The sequence below is a fragment of the Conexibacter woesei DSM 14684 genome, assembly GCF_000025265.1.
Classification (GTDB): domain Bacteria; phylum Actinomycetota; class Thermoleophilia; order Solirubrobacterales; family Solirubrobacteraceae; genus Conexibacter; species Conexibacter woesei.
In genome coordinates, this window is sequence record NC_013739.1 from 564,332 (window position 1) to 580,139 (window position 15,808).

Genomic DNA, 15,808 nt, shown 5'->3' on the forward strand with positions numbered 1-15,808 from the left:
CCGCGATCAGAAACGAACGGCGCGGCTTGCCGCGAGGCGGACGCCGTCGGCGCTCGTCGCTCTCAGCCGCGCGATCATGCTCACGGATCTCGCAGCGGCGGCGCGGCCGGCTGCCGTGAGGCGAACCTGCACCGCACCGCTGCGGACGTCGCCGCGGAAGCTCGCCGTGCCGCTGCCGACGCGCCGTCTGCCGAGGTACAGGTCGATCGTGCAGCGGCGCAGGCTCCCGCGGTCGAGTGCGCAGCCGAGCTTGACCTGGCCGCGGCGGACGAGCGCCTTGGCGGGGGCGGTGACCGTCGCTCTGCGGGGCACGGACTGGGTGCCGCCGCCGGGCACCGGCCGGTCACCGCCGGTGCCTCCGGGCGGTGAGCCGCCCGACGGCGAGCCGCCGGGCGCCGAACCGCCGCCGCTCGAACCGCCGCCGCCGCTCGAACCGCCGCCGCCGCTCGAACCGCCGCCGCCCGAACCGCCCCCGTCCGGCGGCTCGACGACCGCGAACAGGACCTCGGCGACCGTGCCGGCGTTGCCGGCCTCGTCGAGCTGACGCACGAACAGGCGGTGGCTGCCGCGCGCGAGCCCGTCGAGGCGCGTCGGGCTGGCGCAGGCGTTCCAGCCGCCGCCGTCGAGCGCGCAGGCGAAGCGTCCGCCCGCCTCGCCGGAGAAGGTGACGGTGACGGTGGTTGCGGTTGTCTCCGCGGGCGGTGCGGAGACGATCGTGGGTGCCGACGGCGCGACGGTGTCGTACGTGAACGCATGCTCGATCGCCGGTGACGTTCCGCCGTCGTCGTCGCGTGTGCGGACGGCGAGCACATGTCTTCCTTGGGTGAGTCCGAAGAGTGTCAGGGGGCTGGTGCAGTCGCTCCAGCTGCCGTGGTCGATGCGGCAGGAGAAGGCGGTGCCGTCGGCGCGGTCGAAGGCGTAGGTGGCGTTTGCGGAGATGGCTGCTGGGGTGCTGGTGAAGGTTGGCGTGGTGAGGTCGGCGAGGACGTGCCAGGTGATCTCTGTCACGGGTGAGTCCCAGCCGGCGGTGTCGTGTTGTCTGATCAGCAGCTGGTGTGTGCCGACCGCGAGTCCGGACAGCTCGACCGGGCTGGTGCAGGTGGTCCAGGCGCCGTCGTCGAGCGCGCAGGAGAAGGTCGCGTCTGTCTCGCCGGTGAACGTGATCGTTGTTTCGTGGGCGTGTGTTCTCGGTGGTGGGCCGGTCGTCCGTTGTGGTGCCGTCGGCGCGGTTGTGTCGATGGTCACGGTGCGTGGTGCTGTCTCGGGGCTGATGTTGCCGGCGCCGTCGGTGGCGCGCACGCTCAGCTGGTGGCTGCCGTCAGAGAGCGCGACCGTCGCGAGGTAGATGCCGTCGTTGCCGGCGGTCGTGGTCGAGGCGGCGTCCGGGACGTCATCGACGAGGACCGTCACGCGCGTGCCCGGCTCCGCGCTGCCGCGCACCATCACCGTGGAGCTTCTGAGCAGCTCGCCGCTGCCCGGCGCCGACACCACCGGCTTCACCGGCGCCACCGTATCGACGATCCACTCGTGAACGGCCGGCGTCGCGTCGACCTGCGGAGGACCGCTGCTGTGCGCGCGGACCCACAGCCTGTGCGGGCCCTCTTCGAGCTGGTCGACGACCAGCTCCGTGCCGCAGACTCTGGAGGGGCCGTCGTCGAGGCGGCACTCGAGTCTCGAGGTCCCCGGCGTGCCGACAAGGGAGAACGTCGCCGTCCGGCTGTTCGCCAGCGCCGGCGGACCGCTCGTGATCGTCGTGTCCGGCGGGGGCGGTGGAACCAGCTCGAACGCACCGGCGTCGCAGCCGGGGCCCTGCGGCCGCGCGATCCCGCGCTGGTCGACCGGGACGGCGCACGGACCGGGGACGGTGTCGATCGCGGGGCTGGACCCGGCGGGCGCCGCGGTCGGCTGCGGGCCGCCGTTGTCGGCGAGCGGACGGACCGCGATGTCGTCGACGACTCTGCTCGTCGTCGCGCTGCTCGCGCAGCTCGGACTGTCGACGACGTTGGCGCCGTCGTCGAGCAGCGCGACGTGCTCACAGCTGTGGGCGGCCCCGCCGGCGACGATCGAACTCTCGAGCGAGACGGCCGGGGCTGGGCCCGCGATCGGCCCCGAGATCGTGGTGCCGGCGGCGGAACCGACTGCCAGGTTGCGCACGAAGGTGGAGGAGCGGATCGTCGTCGCGCCGGTGAGATACAGCGCGCCGCCGAGCGCGCTCGGCACGTCGTTCCCGTTGCCGCGGGCGGAGTTGCTGTCGAACGTCGAGTTGACGATCGATGCGCTCGCGCCGCCGGTCGCCGAGATCGCACCGCCGTGTGCGACGCCGGTCGAGAACGCGTCGTTGGCGTCGAGCGTCGAGCCGACGAGCGTCAGTCTGCCGCCGTGGACGGAGATCGCGCCGCCGTAGGACGAGGCGCCCCCGACCTCGTTCTCGGTCAGACGGCTGTCGGAGATCGTGACGTCGGCGTACTCCGCGGCGATCGCCCCGCCGCGCGAGTGGGTGCCGGCGCCCCAGGGACCGTTGTCGTCGAATCTGCTGCCGCTGACGAGCAGCGTGGCGCCGCCGGAGACGTAGATCGCGCCGCCGCGCAGCTCTGAGCCCGTCGGCCCGGGGCCGCCGTTGCGCTGGAACCGGCTGTCCTCGATCGTCAGCGTTCTGGCGCCGCTGAAAGCGATCGCGCCGCCGCGAACGGGAAGGATCCCTTCGCCGGAGGAGCTGTTGCCGTAGAACGTCGAGCGGACGATGGTGACGTCGGCGCCCGTCGCGTGGATCGCGCCGCCGGTCGGATCCGACAGTGGCGGGGCGCCGCCCGAGAAATGCAAGTCGGAGAAGGTCACGGAGCCAGCGCCGGAGACGATCGACAGCAATCGGAGCGGTTGGCTTCCGGTCACGTCCGCCGTCGCCAGGCCTCTCGGGTTGCCGGCGATCGTGAGCGGATCGCTGATCTGCAGCGTTCGCTGGAGCGAGCTGCCTCTCGAGCTGAGCTCGATGCGGTCTCTCCCGGGGTTCAGATTGGCCGAGGTGACCGCCTGGCGCAGCGAGCAGTCGCTCGTGCCCGCGCACGCCTGGCCGTCGGGGGTGTCAAGCAGTCTCGTCACCGTGTAGGTGACGGCGCCGGCCGTCGCTGGCAGCGCCGCTGTTGCGGCCGCGGCGGCAGCTGCGGCGAGGATGGCGCACCAACGCTTCGTCGTCATGCGCGGCATCCTGACGCAGATGAGGCGCGAAGGCGCCAACCGTGGGCCTTGACATTGACGCAGCGTCAACCCCGCAGACTCATGCGATGGAACATCGAACGAACGCCGGAGCCGGCGCCGGCACCGCCGCGAGCGGCCCGGCGATCCGCGTGCAGGGGCTGGAGAAGGCGTACAGAGACCTGAGGGTGCTGCGGGGCGTCGACTTCGCCGTGGAGCGGGGCAGCATCTTCGCGCTGCTGGGCTCCAACGGTGCCGGCAAGACGACGGTGGTCAAGATCCTGTCGACGCTGCTCAAGGCCAACGCCGGCACCGCCGAGGTCAACGGCTGCGACGTCGCGACCGCGGGCGCGGAGGTCCGCGAGTCGATCAGCCTCACCGGGCAGTTCGCGGCGGTCGACGAGATCCTCACCGGGCGGGAGAACCTCGTGCTGATGGCCCGGCTGCGGCACCTGAAGGACCCGGGCCTGATCGCCGACGAGCTGCTCGCCCGCTTCTCGCTGACCGATGCGGGCGGGCGCAAGGCGTCGACGTACTCCGGCGGCATGCGCCGGCGGCTCGACATCGCGATGAGCCTGATCGGCGACCCACCGGTGATCTTCCTCGACGAGCCGACCACCGGTCTCGACCCGGAGGCGCGGATCGAGGTGTGGCAGACCGTCAAGGAGCTCGCCGAGGGCGGCACCACCGTGCTGCTGACGACCCAGTACCTCGACGAGGCAGAGCAGCTCGCCGACCGGATCGCGATCCTCCACGAGGGCCGGGTCCTCGTGAACGGCACGCTCGCCGAGCTCAAGCAGCTCCTTCCCCAGGCCGAGGTCGAGTACGTCGAGAAGCAGCCCACGCTGGAGGACGTCTTCCTGAGCCTCGTCGGGAGCGGACGATGACCAAGCACTTCGTCGGCGACAGCGCCGCCCTGCTGGGCCGGTCCCTGCGCCACATCCTGCGCAGTCCCGACACGATCATCACGACCGCGGTCATGCCGATCGCGTTCATGCTGATGTTCGTGTACGTCTTCGGCGGCGCGATCGAGACCGGCACGGACTCGTACATCGACTACATGCTGCCCGGCATCCTGCTGATCACCATCGCCTCGGGGATCTCGTACACCGCATATCGCTTGTTCCTGGACATGCAGAGCGGGATCTTCGAGCGCTTCCAGTCGATGCCGATCGCCCGCTCGAGCGTGCCGTGGGCGCACGTGCTGACCTCGCTCGTCGCCAATCTGGTCTCACTCGTGATCGTCGTCGCCGCCGCGTTCGTGATGGGGTTTCGCACGGGGGCTGGACCGCTGGCGTGGATCGCGATCGCCAGCATCCTGATCCTGTTCACCGTGGCGCTGACGTGGCTCGCCGTGATCGCCGGTCTCACCGCGAAGACCGTGGACGGTGCGAGCGCGTTCTCCTACCCGCTGATCTTCCTGCCGTTCGTCAGCTCGGCGTTCGTGCCGACCGACAGCATGCCCGCCGCGGTCGCGTGGTTCGCCGAGAACCAGCCGGTGACGTCGATCGTCAACGTCATCCGCGACCTGTTCCTGGAGCAGCCGGTCGGCGACGACATCTGGATCGCCCTCGCCTGGTGCGTCGGCATCCTGGCCGTGGCGTACACCTTCGCGATGGCCGCCTACCGCCGGAAGATCACCTAGGGGAGACTGGGCCGCATGCTGACGATCAGCCAGCTGGCGCGGTACGGCGGGACGACCGTGCGGGCGGTGCGCCACTACCACCAGATCGGGCTGCTGCCGGAGCCGGAGCGGAACCGCTCCGGCTACCGGATGTATGACGCCGCCGCGGTCGTGCGGCTGATCCGGATCCGCACCCTGGCCGAGGCCGGGGTGCCGCTGGCCAGGGTGGAGGAGCTGCTCGACGCGGTCCCGGAGGAGTTCGCCCGCCGCGTCGAGCAGATCGACAGGGAGCTGCGCGCCGAGATCCGGCGTCTGCAGGAGCACCGCAGACGGATCGCCGGGCTCGCGGCGGGGGACAGCCTGGCGCTCCCGCAGAGCGTCGTGGGCTATCTGGACCGGCTGCGCGATCTGGGAGTCGCGGAGCGGTACATCGAGCTCGAACGGGACGCCTGGATCATGGTCGCCGCCCGCCTGCCGGACCAGATCGACGCCGTGATCGCGAAGAAGCACGAGGAGCTGGACGATCCCGACATGGTGCGGCTCTACCTGCTGCTCAACGAGGCGATCGGCTGGTCGGCCGACGATCCACGGGTAGTCGAGATCGTCGACGTCTTGGAGCGGCTGATGCTGCGGGCCTTCGAGGCCGGTGAGGTGGGCATGGACGAGCTCGACCAGCCCTTCGTGGACCTGATGGACGCCACGGTGGTCGAGTCCACCCCGGCAGCGGGGCGAGTGATCGAGCTGCTGGAGGAGCGGGGCTGGAAGGGCTGGACCCTGATCGAGCGCGTGCAGTAGCCCGTCCGGCTTCCGGCGTGCGACGCCGAAGACTGACGGCGTCGTCGCGCCGGCGAAGGTCAGCCCTCGCCGAGCGTCGCGAGGAAGTTCGCGAGCGGTGCGGAGCGGTCCTCCGCGCGCCAGAAGGCGCCCAGCTCGACCGGTTCGCCGGCGTCGCGGACGGGGCGGAAGCGGACGCCGGCGCGGCCGAGTTGCTCGGTCGAGCCGGGCACGAGCGCGATCCCGATCCCGGCCGCGACGAGTCCGAGCGCGGTCTGCATCAGCCAGACGTCTTCCTGCACGGCGTTCGGTTCGAAGCCGGCGGTGCGGCAGGCGTCGAGCACGCGCGCGTGGAGACCCGGCATGTGGTGGCGGGCGGGCAGCACGAACGGCTCGTCGCGCAGGTCGCGCATTCGCAGCCTGCTGCGGCGGCGGCTGAGGCGATGGTCGGCCGGCAGCGCGGCGATCAGCGGCTCGCGCGCGACGGTGCGCGCGGCGAGCCGCGCGTCGGCGAACGGGAGGTAGAGGAAGCAGACGTCGGCGCTGCCCGCGTGCAGCGCAGCGACGAGGTCGTCGGGCGCCATCTCGCGCAGGAACAGCTCGACGCCGGGGTAGCGCGTGCGGAACGCGCGCAGCACGTCGGGCAGCGTCGCGTTCGAGGCCGAGGGGACGAAGCCGACGGTGAGGCGGCCGACCTCGCCGGTCCCCGCGCGCCGCGCCGCGTCGAGCGCCTGCGCGGTCTGCACGAGCAGCGGCCGCGTCTGCTCCAGCAGCACCGCGCCGGCGTCGGTCAGCGCGATCGCGCGGCGCGAGCGGTCGAACAGCTCGACGCCGAGCGCTTCCTCCAGCCGGCGGATCTGCGTCGACAGCGGCGGCTGCGCGATGTGCAATCGCTCGGCCGCGCGCGTGAAGCTGAGCTCCTCGGCGACCGCGACGAAGTAGCGCAGGTGGCGCAGCTCGACATCCATATCTCCATCGTATGACTCGTCAGGTTGTCAGGCGCGCGAGGTGACGTGCGATCACCATGCGCTGGATCTGGTTCGTGCCCTCGAAGATCTGCATCACCTTCGCCTCGCGCATCATGCGCTCGACGGGGAAGTCCTGCGTGTAGCCGGCGCCGCCGAGGACCTGGACGGCGTCGGTGGAGACTTGCATCGCGGCGTCGGTCGCGACGAGCTTGGCGATCGCCGCGTGACGGCTGAAGGGCAGGCCGCGGTCGCGCCGGCGCGCGGCTTCGAGCATCGTGGCGCGCGCGGACTCGACCGCGGCCGCCATGTCGGCGAGCAGGAACCCGAGGCCCTGGTGCTCGATGATCGGCTTGCCGAACGTCTGGCGCTGCCGCGCATGGTCGACCGCGTGGTCGAGCGCCGCCTGCGCGAGGCCGACGGCGACGGCCGCGATCCCGAGGCGACCGGAGTCGAGCGCCTGCAGCGCGATCGCCAGCCCCTCGCCCTCGGCGCCGACGAGGCGGTCGCGCTCGAGCGCGACGTCGTCGAAGTCGACCGTCGCGGTGGTCGAGCCGGTGAGGCCCATCTTGCGCTCGGGGCTCTGCGAGGTCAGCCCGCCGGCCTGGCCGGGCGCCAGGAAGCACGAGATCCCCCGCGAGCCCTCGCCGGTGCGCGCGAACAGCGTGTAGAAGTCGGCTTCGCCGCCGTGGGTCACCCACGCCTTCGACCCGGTGACGCGGAAGCCGTCCCCGTCTCGTTTCGCGCGGGCGCGCATCGCGCCGGGGTCGGAGCCGGCGTCGGCCTCCGACAGGCAGTAGCCGCCGAGGAGCGTGCCGCCGAGCAGGTCGGGCAGCCAGCGCTCGCGCTGCTCGTCGCCGCCGAACGTCGCGAGCGGCCAGCAGGACATGACGTGCACGGACACGCCGACGCCGACGCTGGCCCACGCGCCGCCGATCTCCTCCAGCGCCTGGAGGTAGATCTCGTACGGCAGGCCGGCGCCGCCCCAACGCTCGGGGTAGGGCATCGCGAGCAGGCCGAGCTCGCCGAGCTGGGCGAACACGTCGCGCGGGAAGGCGCTCTCCGCCTCCGCGCGCGCAGCACGCGGTGCAAGCTCGCCGGCGGCCACGTCGCGGGCGAGCGCGACGATCTGCTCGGCCTCGGGGGTGGGCAGGAGACGTTCGGCTGGCATGGGGCGTGAGAGTACCAGGGGACATCCCACGGTACTCCAAGCAGCACTAGACTCACGGGATGGCCACGGTCCCATCACGCCACGAGCAACTGCTCGGGCAGCTCGTCGAGCTGTTCCTGAGCGAAGGCATCCGCGATCTCACACTGGCCGATCTCGCCGCGCGGCTGCACTGCTCGAAGTCGACGCTGTACGCGCTCGGGCCGAGCAAGGAGCAGCTCGTCGTCGTCGCCGTCCGCAGCTTCTTCCGCACCGCGACGGTGCACGTGGAAGAGCGGACCGCAGCCGAGCCGGATCCGGCCGCGCGCATCCCCGCCTACCTGCGCGCCGTCGCCGACGCGCTGCGGCCGGCCTCGGAGCAGTTCATGAGCGACCTGCTCGCGCACCCGGCCGCACGCGACGTCTACCGCCGGAACACCGAGATCGCGGCTGAGCGCGTGCGCCAGCTGATCGCCGACGGCGTCGCCGCCGGCACCTTCCGCGACGTGCACGCGACGTTCGTCGCGGACACGATCGCGGCGACGATGGAGCGCATCCAGCGCGGCGAGGTCCGCGCCAACACCGGCGTCGGCGACGCCGAGGCGTACGACGAGCTGGCCGCGCTCGTCGTCGAGGGAATCCGCAGCTGAGCCGCAGGTCGGAGCTGAGACGCCGTCGCAACCGACGCCCTTGACGGCGACAGGCTGGTTTCCTTTCGTCTCGCTTCTTCTTCTGGGGTGGCCGCGCCCGGCGGACGCCCGTAGGATCCGTGCGCCGAAGCCCAGTAAGGACGTTCGAATGTCGTTGTCACGAGGAGTCTGAAATCCCGATGCTCATCGGAGTGCCCCGCGAGACCAACGCCGGGGAGACACGCGTCGCCGCTACCCCCGCAACGCTCAGACAGCTTGTGGGACTCGGCTATGACGTCGTGGTCGAGGCGGGGGCCGGTGTGCTCTCCAGCTTCGACGACGACGCGTACGCGTCGGCGGGAGCGGCCGTCGGGTCCGCCGAGCAGGCGTGGCAGGCCGATGTCGTGTTCCGCGTCAACGGCCCGACCGTCGACGAGATCGCGAAGCTGAAGGACGGCGCGACGATCGTCGCGCTGCTCGCGCCCGCGCTCAGACCGGAGCTGGTCGACGCGCTCGCGCAGCGGCCGATCACCGCGCTCGCGATGGACGCCGTGCCGCGCATCAGCCGCGCGCAGTCGCTCGACGTCCTCTCCAGCATGGCGAACATCGCCGGCTACCGCGCCGTGATCGAGGCCGCGCACGTCTTCGGGCGCTTCTTCACCGGCCAGGTGACGGCCGCCGGCAAGGTCCCGCCGGCGAAGGTGCTGATCGCGGGCGCCGGCGTCGCCGGGCTCGCCGCGATCGGCGCCGCCAACAGCCTCGGCGCGATCGTGCGCGCGACCGACCCGCGTCCCGAGGTCGCCGACCAGGTGAGATCGCTCGGCGGCGAGTTCCTCTCGGTGATGGAGCTGGAAGTCTCCAGTGACGGCTACGCGAGAGCGACGAGCGACGACTACAACCGCCTCGCCGCCGAGCTGTACACCGAGCAGGCGAAAGACGTCGACATCATCATCACGACGGCCTTGATCCCCGGCCGCCCGGCGCCGACGCTGATGACCGCCGAGCAGGTCGCGCTGATGAGATCGGGCTCGGTGATCGTCGACATGGCCGCGTCGATGGGCGGCAACGTCGAGGGCTCGGTCGCCGGCAAGGCGATCGTGACCGACAACGGCGTCACGATCATCGGCTACACCGACCTCGCCGGCCGCCTGCCCGCGCAGGCGTCGCAGCTCTACGGCACGAACCTCGTGAACCTGATGAAGCTGCTGACGCCGGAGAGAGACGGGCAGGTCAGACTCGACTTCGACGACGTCGTCCAGCGCTCGATGACGGTCGTGCGCGACGGCGAGAGAACCTGGCCGCCGCCCCCGGTGCAGGTCTCCGCCGCGCCGGCCGCGAGATCCGAGTCGGCGAGAGCCGTCGAGGCAGCGCCGGCCAAGGCGCCGCGCCCGGCGTGGGTCAGATACGCCCCGATCGCCGTCGGGCTGCTCGCGCTGTGGGCGGTCAACGCGTTCGCACCCGACCCGCTGCCGAGCCACTTCACCGTGCTGATGCTGGCCGTCGTCGTCGGCTACTACGTGATCGGCAAGGTCCACCACGCGCTGCACACGCCGCTGATGTCGGTCACCAACGCGATCTCAGGCATCATCGTCGTCGGCGCGATGCTCCAACTCGGCGAGCAGGACGACACCGTCATCCGCGTGCTCGCGACGGTCGCGATCCTGTTCGCGTCGATCAACGTCTTCGGCGGCTTCGCCGTGACCCGGCGCATGCTCGGCATGTTCAACAGAGGCTGATCCATGACCGCATCTCTCATCATCGGCTCCATCGACGCGCAGTCGATCGCGACGGCGTCCTACATCGTCGCCGCGCTGCTGTTCATCCTCTCGCTCGCCGGGCTGTCGAGACACGAGACGGCCCGACAGGGCGTCGCGTTCGGGATCGCCGGCATGGCGATCGCGCTGGCAGCGACGATCGGCGTCGCGACCGAGCACGCTGAGGCGGTCGCGGTCGTCCTGCTCGTCGTCGCGGTCGCGATCGGCGCCTGCATCGGTCTCTGGCGGGCCCGCGTCGTCGAGATGACCGGCATGCCCGAGCTGATCGCGCTGCTGCACAGCTTTGTCGGCCTCGCGGCCGTGCTCGTCGGCTGGAACGGCTACTTCGCCGTCGAGAACGGCGACCACCACGAGCTCGTCGGCTCGCTGCTCGACATCCACAACGCCGAGGTCTTCATCGGGGTCTTCATCGGCGCGGTGACCCTCACCGGCTCGATCGTCGCCTACCTGAAGCTGTCGGCGAGAATGAAGTCGGCGCCGCTGATGCTGCCGGGCAAGAACTACCTCAACCTCGGCGCGCTCGCGGCGTTCGTCGTGCTGACGGTCATCTTCGTGATCTCGCCGAGCCTCCCGCTGCTGATCGCGGTCACCGTGCTCGCGCTCGCGCTCGGCTGGCACCTCGTCGCCTCGATCGGCGGCGGCGACATGCCGGTCGTCGTCTCGATGCTCAACTCCTACTCGGGCTGGGCGGCGGCAGCCTCGGGCTTCCTGCTCAACAACGACCTCCTGATCGTGACCGGGGCGCTCGTGGGCTCCTCCGGTGCCTATCTCTCCTACATCATGTGCCAGGCGATGAACCGCTCGTTCATCTCCGTGATCGCGGGCGGCTTCGGCATCGAGGCCCCGGCCTCGGCCGACACCGACTATGGCGAGCACCGGGAGATCGACGCGGCCAGCGCGGCTGAGCTGCTGACCGAAGCCAGCTCGGTCATCATCACGCCCGGCTACGGCATGGCGGTCGCGCAGGCCCAGTACCCGGTCGCGGAGCTGACCCGTCAGCTGCGCGACCGCGGCATCGACGTCCGCTTCGGCGTCCACCCGGTCGCCGGCCGCCTCCCGGGTCACATGAACGTGCTGCTCGCCGAGGCGAAGGTGCCGTACGACATCGTGCTCGAGATGGACGAGGTCAACGACGACTTCGCCGACACCGACGTCGTCCTCGTGATCGGCGCCAACGACACGGTCAACCCGGCGGCCACCGAGGACCCGAGCAGCCCGATCGCGGGCATGCCCGTGCTGAAGGTGTGGGAGGCGAGCAACGTGATCGTCTTCAAGCGCTCGATGGCATCCGGCTACGCCGGCGTCCAGAACCCGCTGTTCTTCCGCGAGAACGCGCAGATGCTGTTCGGCGACGCGAAGACGAAGGTCGACGAGATCGTCGGCGCGCTCGCCGCCGAGCGCGTCCCGGCCTGACGGAACGCCGTCAGCTGAGGGGTGGTCGCGTGCGGCGACCGCCCCGCGGCGCGGCCCCTGCTCAACCACCACCGCGGCTGGGTGTGACGAGGCCGGTCTCGTACGCGTAGATGACCGCCTGCACGCGGCTGTGGAGGCCGAGCTTGGCGAGCATGCGGCCGACGTGGCCCTTGACGGTGCTCTCCTCCAGCTGGAGGAGGGCGGCGATCTCAGCGTTTGAGCGGCCGGCGGCGATCCCCAGCAGCACGTCGCGCTCGCGGGGCGTCAGCTCCGCCAGCGTCGCGTCGCCGGCGCGCGCCGGCGCGGCACTGACGAACTGCTCCAGCAGGCGGCGCGTGACCTCCGGCGAGATCAGCGCGTCGCCGCGTGCGACCGAGCGCACCGCGTCGACGATCCGCTCCGGCGCCGAGTCCTTCACGAGGAAGCCGACGGCGCCGGCGCGCAGCGCGTCGAGGACGTACTCGTCGAGGTCGAACGTCGTCACGACGATCACCTCGACGCCCGTGACCGCGCGCAGCCGGCGCGTCGCCTCCAGCCCATCCATCCGCGGCATCCGGATGTCCATCAGCACGAGGTCCGGTCTGCGCCGCTCGACCTGGCCGATCGCGTCGAGCCCGTCGACCGCCTCGCCGACGACCTCCAGGTCCGGCTCGCTCTCGAGGATCATCCGCAGCCCCTGCCGCGCGATCGGCTGGTCGTCGGCGACGACGACGCGGATGCTCACGCGACCTCCCCGAGCGGCAGGTCGGCGCGCACGCGCCAGCCGTGCGGCGCCGTCGGCCCGACCTCCAGCCGTCCGCCGGCGAGCGCGGCGCGCTCGCGCATGCCAGGGATCCCGTGGCCGCCCGCAGGCGGCTCCGGCGCGCCGCCGTCGGTGTCGCTTCCGATGCCGTCGTCCTCGACGCTCACGACGAGGTTGCGCGGCAGGTATGCCGTCGTCACCACGACGCGGCTCGCGCGCGCGTGCCGGACGACGTTCGTGAGCGCCTCCTGCAGCACCCGGTAGGCGCACAGCTCGACCGCGTCGGGGAGCGCTCGCCGCTCGCCGCGCACCTCGACGTCGACCGTCAGCCCGGCCTCGCGCGCCGGCTCCAGCAGCCGCTCGACGTGCTCCAGCCGCGGCGGCGGCGAGAGCTCCGCCGGCCCGGTCTGCTTGAGGATCCCGAGCGCGTGTCTCGTCTGGCCGAGCGCCGCGGCCGTCGCCTCGTGGATCCGAGCGAGCGCCGCGCGCGCGATCGGATCCTCCGTCGTCCGGCTCGCGCCGGCCGCCTGCAGCGAGATCGCGCTGAGGTGGTGGCCGGTCACGTCGTGCACGTCGCGCGCGATCCGCAGCCGCTCCTCGGTCACGGCGCGCTCGACGTCGCGGTCGCGCCGCTCCTCGACGCGGCGCGCCAGCTCGTGCGCCGCCTGAGCCCGGCCGCGCTCGTTGCGGATCGCGTCGCCGAACAGCGCCGGCACGATTCCGGCGACGCCGCCGGCGAACGCGGCGAGCAGCACCTGGTCGTCCGACTCGCGGATCGCGAGCGCCATCGTCGCGGCGCTCGTGAGCAGGCCGAGCACGACCGCCTGCTCGCGGTCGCTGACGATCGCGGCGTGGACGACGAGCAGCAGCGCGACGACGTACGCGGCGCCGCCGTAGCCGAGCAGCGCGAGCGCGATTCCGAGCGCCAGCGAGGCGATCGCGGCCAGCGCCGGCAGCGTCCGCCGCAGCGCCAGCGGGGCGCAGGCGCCGACGGTCAGCGCGACCGCGAGCAGCTCGGAGGGGCCGGTGCTGTCGATGTGCAGCGCCAGCAGCAGCAGGCAGGCGCTCGCGACCCCCGCCGCCCAGGCGGCGTCGACCGCCCGTGGGGCGGCGCGGACCTCGGTCATCCGATCGGCGAGCGCGCGGATCCTCGACACATCCACAGCCTAGGCGCTCGCGCTCCCGGCGCCTGCTCCGAAAGGAGCAGGCGACCAGCGCAGAAGGTGCCGCAGCGAACACTCCCTCGGGCGGTCGCCGGCGCGCGCGCCGGGCTCCAAGGTGGAACGAGCCCCACCGACGGACCACCTCGACGCGAAGGACATCATGGCTACCGCCTTCTACAGGCTCGGCCGAGCGGCGTACCGCCGCCGCCGGCTCGTGCTCGCCACCTGGGTCGTGCTGCTCGTCGGCGCGATCGCCGCGGCAGCCACGCTCAGCGGCTCGACGAACGAGACCTTCTCGACGCCCGGGACCGAGTCCCAGCAGGCGAACGACCTGCTCGACAAGCGCCTGCCGGACGCCAACGGCGCCGACGGCCGGATCGTCTTCGCCGCTCCAGAGGGCGAGCGGCTGACCGGCGGCGAGCGCAGAGCGGCGATCGAGGCCGCGCTCGCCGACGTCGCCAGAGCGCCGGAGGTGATCGACACCGCGGACCCGTTCGCCGCCGGCCTCGTCTCCAGAGACGGCCGCGTCGCGCTCGCTCAGGTGACGTGGGGCGTGCCGGAGGACGACGTCGACGCCGAGATGCGCGAGGACGTCGCCGGGCGCGCCGGGGCGGCGGCGCGGGATGCTGGGCTGCAGGTCGAGTTCGGCGGCGCGGCCGCCCCCGACGGCGGCGGTGAGGGCGGGATCGCCGAGCTGGCCGGCGTCGGCGTCGCGGCGCTCGTGCTGGCGATCACGTTCGGCTCGCTTCTCGCCGCCGGGCTGCCGCTGCTGACGGCGGTGATCGGCGTCGCGATCTCGCTGATGGGCATCACCGCGATGTCCGGCTTCGTCGATCTCAACTCGAACGTCTCGACGCTTGCGATGATGCTCGGCCTCGCGGTCGGGATCGACTACGCGCTGTTCATCCTCGCGCGCCACCGCGCGCAGCTGTTCACCGGCATGGACCCGGAGGAGTCGGCCGGACGCGCCGCCGGCACCGCCGGCAGCGCCGTCGTCTTCGCCGGCGCGACGGTCGTGATCGCGCTCGCCGCGCTCGCCGTCGTGAACATCCCGTTCCTGACGTCGATGGGGCTCGCGGCCGCGGCCGCCGTCGTGATCGCGGTGGCGGTCGCGCTGACGCTCGTGCCCGCGCTGTTCGGCTTCGCCGGCACGCGGCTGCTGCGCGGCAAGAACTTCGAGACCGGCGAGCGCGCGCAGCGCCCGACGCTCGGCGCGCGCTGGGCGGCGCTCGTCGTCCGCCGCCGCTGGCCCGCGCTCGCGCTCTGCACGATCGCGCTCGGCGCCTGCGCGATTCCGATGCTCGACATGCGGCTCGGCCTGCCGGACGACTCGACGGCGGCGCCGCAGGACACCAACCGCAAGGCCTACGACCTGCTGACCGACGCGTTCGGGCCCGGCTTCAACGGGCCGCTGACGATCGTCGTCGACGCCGGGGAGGGCGGCGCGGCGGCGCGCGCGGCGGACGCGGTCGCGGTCGACCTGAGACGCCACGACGACGTCGAGAGCGTCGCCAGACCGCTGCTCAACAGAGCCGGCGACACCGCGATCATCTCGCTCGTGCCGCGCAGCGGGCCGTCGAGCGAGGCGACGAAGCAGCTCGTCGAGGACGTCCGCGACCGGGCCGACACACTCGGGCCGGAGGTCGGCGCCGACGTGCTGCTGACCGGCACGACGGCGGTCAACATCGACGTCTCGCAGCGGCTCTCGGACGCGCTCCTGCCGTACCTCGCGGTGATCGTCGGGCTGGCGTTCCTGCTGCTGGCGATCGCGTTCCGCTCCGTGCTGGTGCCGCTGACCGCGGTCGGCGGGTTCCTGCTGACGATCGGCGCGGCGTTCGGCGCCGTCGTCGCCGTCTTCCAGAACGGCTTCGCGGCCGACCTGCTCGGCGTCGCGCAGGAGGGGCCGATCATGTCGCTGATGCCGGTCCTGATCATCGGGATCCTGTTCGGGCTCGCGATGGACTACCAGGTCTTCCTCGTCACGCGCATGCGCGAGGAGCACGTCCACGGCGCGACGCCGACGCGGGCGGTCACGGATGGCTTCCGCCACTCCGCGCGCGTCGTCACCGGCGCCGCGCTGATCATGACCGCGGTCTTCGCGAGCTTCATCGTCGAGAGAGACGCGGTCATCAAGTCGGTCGGATTCGCGCTCGCGTTCGGGATCCTCGTCGACGCGTTCGTCGTGCGGATGACGCTGATCCCGGCGCTGATGGCGGTGCTCGGCGAGCGAGCCTGGTGGCTTCCGCGCTGGCTCGACCGCGTGCTCCCGCGCGTCGACGTCGAGGGCGAGCAGCTGACGCGGCGGTTCGGCCCCCCGCGTCCCGTCGAGCCCGCCGAGCCCGGCACCCTCGCTGTCGACAAGAAGATGGTGTAATAGCTGGCGTCAT

Annotated in this window: 12 protein-coding genes; 7 read left to right on the forward strand and 5 right to left on the reverse strand. The window is 72.1% G+C overall.

What is annotated here, in order from left to right; all coding sequences use genetic code 11:
* Positions 1 to 6 precede the first annotated feature (6 nt).
* Positions 7 to 3,192, reverse strand: coding sequence for a choice-of-anchor Q domain-containing protein (locus tag CWOE_RS02705; RefSeq protein ID WP_012932028.1), 3,186 nt, complete (start codon positions 3,190 to 3,192; stop codon positions 7 to 9).
* An 86-nt stretch (positions 3,193 to 3,278) separates the two neighbouring features.
* Between CWOE_RS02705 and CWOE_RS02710 the strand changes: the two genes are divergently transcribed.
* Genes CWOE_RS02710 through CWOE_RS02720 form a run of 3 tightly spaced genes read left to right on the forward strand, consistent with a single transcriptional unit; the run spans position 3,279 to position 5,608 of the window.
* A complete protein-coding gene (locus tag CWOE_RS02710) occupies positions 3,279 to 4,076 on the forward strand; it encodes an ABC transporter ATP-binding protein (RefSeq protein ID WP_012932029.1) in 798 nt (265 codons plus the stop codon).
* On the forward strand, positions 4,073 to 4,834 hold the full coding sequence (locus tag CWOE_RS02715) for an ABC transporter permease (RefSeq protein ID WP_012932030.1): 762 nt from the start codon (positions 4,073 to 4,075) through the stop codon (positions 4,832 to 4,834). Before CWOE_RS02710 ends, CWOE_RS02715 begins: the two co-directional genes overlap by 4 nt.
* A 15-nt stretch (positions 4,835 to 4,849) precedes the next feature.
* Positions 4,850 to 5,608 carry a helix-turn-helix domain-containing protein gene (locus tag CWOE_RS02720; protein WP_012932031.1) on the forward strand — a complete coding sequence of 253 codons (759 nt, stop codon included), beginning with the start codon at positions 4,850 to 4,852 and terminating at the stop codon, positions 5,606 to 5,608.
* Between the two features lie 59 nt (positions 5,609 to 5,667).
* On the opposite strand, the gene CWOE_RS02725 is transcribed toward CWOE_RS02720, so the two are convergent.
* Together CWOE_RS02725 and CWOE_RS02730 are read right to left on the reverse strand one after the other, a co-directional pair.
* On the reverse strand, positions 5,668 to 6,555 hold the full coding sequence (locus tag CWOE_RS02725) for a LysR substrate-binding domain-containing protein (RefSeq protein ID WP_012932032.1): 888 nt from the start codon (positions 6,553 to 6,555) through the stop codon (positions 5,668 to 5,670).
* 19 nt (positions 6,556 to 6,574) lie between these two features.
* Complete coding sequence (locus CWOE_RS02730; protein WP_012932033.1) at positions 6,575 to 7,723, reverse strand: acyl-CoA dehydrogenase family protein; 1,149 nt, start codon at positions 7,721 to 7,723, stop codon at positions 6,575 to 6,577.
* Positions 7,724 to 7,782: 59 nt separating this feature from the next.
* On the opposite strand from CWOE_RS02730, the gene CWOE_RS02735 reads away from it, so the two are divergent.
* The 3 genes from CWOE_RS02735 (at position 7,783) to pntB (ending at position 11,516) form a co-directional block, all read left to right on the forward strand.
* Positions 7,783 to 8,349 carry a TetR/AcrR family transcriptional regulator gene (locus tag CWOE_RS02735; RefSeq protein WP_012932034.1) on the forward strand — a complete coding sequence of 189 codons (567 nt, stop codon included), beginning with the start codon at positions 7,783 to 7,785 and terminating at the stop codon, positions 8,347 to 8,349.
* Positions 8,350 to 8,528: 179 nt separating this feature from the next.
* The gene (locus CWOE_RS02740) at positions 8,529 to 10,064 is read left to right on the forward strand and encodes a Re/Si-specific NAD(P)(+) transhydrogenase subunit alpha (RefSeq protein WP_012932035.1); all 1,536 of its coding nucleotides are present in this window, start codon (positions 8,529 to 8,531) and stop codon (positions 10,062 to 10,064) included.
* A gap of 3 nt (positions 10,065 to 10,067) precedes the next feature.
* Positions 10,068 to 11,516, forward strand: a complete 1,449-nt coding sequence (pntB, locus tag CWOE_RS02745; protein ID WP_012932036.1) for a Re/Si-specific NAD(P)(+) transhydrogenase subunit beta — start codon at positions 10,068 to 10,070, stop codon at positions 11,514 to 11,516.
* A 61-nt stretch (positions 11,517 to 11,577) separates the two neighbouring features.
* Here the strand turns inward: pntB and CWOE_RS02750 are convergent, their stop codons facing one another.
* Together CWOE_RS02750 and CWOE_RS02755 are read right to left on the reverse strand one after the other, a co-directional pair.
* Entirely contained in the window at positions 11,578 to 12,240 is a 663-nt protein-coding gene (locus tag CWOE_RS02750; protein ID WP_012932037.1) for a response regulator, read from the reverse strand.
* Positions 12,237 to 13,415, reverse strand: coding sequence for a sensor histidine kinase (locus CWOE_RS02755; RefSeq protein WP_049793161.1), 1,179 nt, complete (start codon positions 13,413 to 13,415; stop codon positions 12,237 to 12,239). The genes CWOE_RS02750 and CWOE_RS02755 overlap by 4 nt, the downstream gene beginning before the upstream one ends.
* Positions 13,416 to 13,581: 166 nt before the next feature.
* Between CWOE_RS02755 and CWOE_RS02760 the strand changes: the two genes are divergently transcribed.
* Entirely contained in the window at positions 13,582 to 15,795 is a 2,214-nt protein-coding gene (locus CWOE_RS02760; protein WP_012932039.1) for an MMPL family transporter, read from the forward strand.
* Positions 15,796 to 15,808: the final 13 nt, after the last annotated feature.

Bases quoted from the DNA above. Each gene is read 5' to 3' on its own strand.
- CWOE_RS02725 (WP_012932032.1), bottom strand. From the start codon at position 6,555: ATGGATGTCGAGCTGCGCCACCTGCGCTACTTCGTCGCGGTCGCCGAG.
- CWOE_RS02720 (WP_012932031.1), top strand. From the start codon at position 4,850: ATGCTGACGATCAGCCAGCTGGCGCGGTACGGCGGGACGACCGTGCGG.
- CWOE_RS02715 (WP_012932030.1), top strand. From the start codon at position 4,073: ATGACCAAGCACTTCGTCGGCGACAGCGCCGCCCTGCTGGGCCGGTCC.
- pntB (WP_012932036.1), top strand. From the start codon at position 10,068: ATGACCGCATCTCTCATCATCGGCTCCATCGACGCGCAGTCGATCGCG.
- CWOE_RS02705 (WP_012932028.1), bottom strand. From the start codon at position 3,192: ATGACGACGAAGCGTTGGTGCGCCATCCTCGCCGCAGCTGCCGCCGCG.
- CWOE_RS02735 (WP_012932034.1), top strand. From the start codon at position 7,783: ATGGCCACGGTCCCATCACGCCACGAGCAACTGCTCGGGCAGCTCGTC.
- CWOE_RS02710 (WP_012932029.1), top strand. From the start codon at position 3,279: ATGGAACATCGAACGAACGCCGGAGCCGGCGCCGGCACCGCCGCGAGC.
- CWOE_RS02730 (WP_012932033.1), bottom strand. From the start codon at position 7,723: ATGCCAGCCGAACGTCTCCTGCCCACCCCCGAGGCCGAGCAGATCGTC.
- CWOE_RS02740 (WP_012932035.1), top strand. From the start codon at position 8,529: ATGCTCATCGGAGTGCCCCGCGAGACCAACGCCGGGGAGACACGCGTC.
- CWOE_RS02760 (WP_012932039.1), top strand. From the start codon at position 13,582: ATGGCTACCGCCTTCTACAGGCTCGGCCGAGCGGCGTACCGCCGCCGC.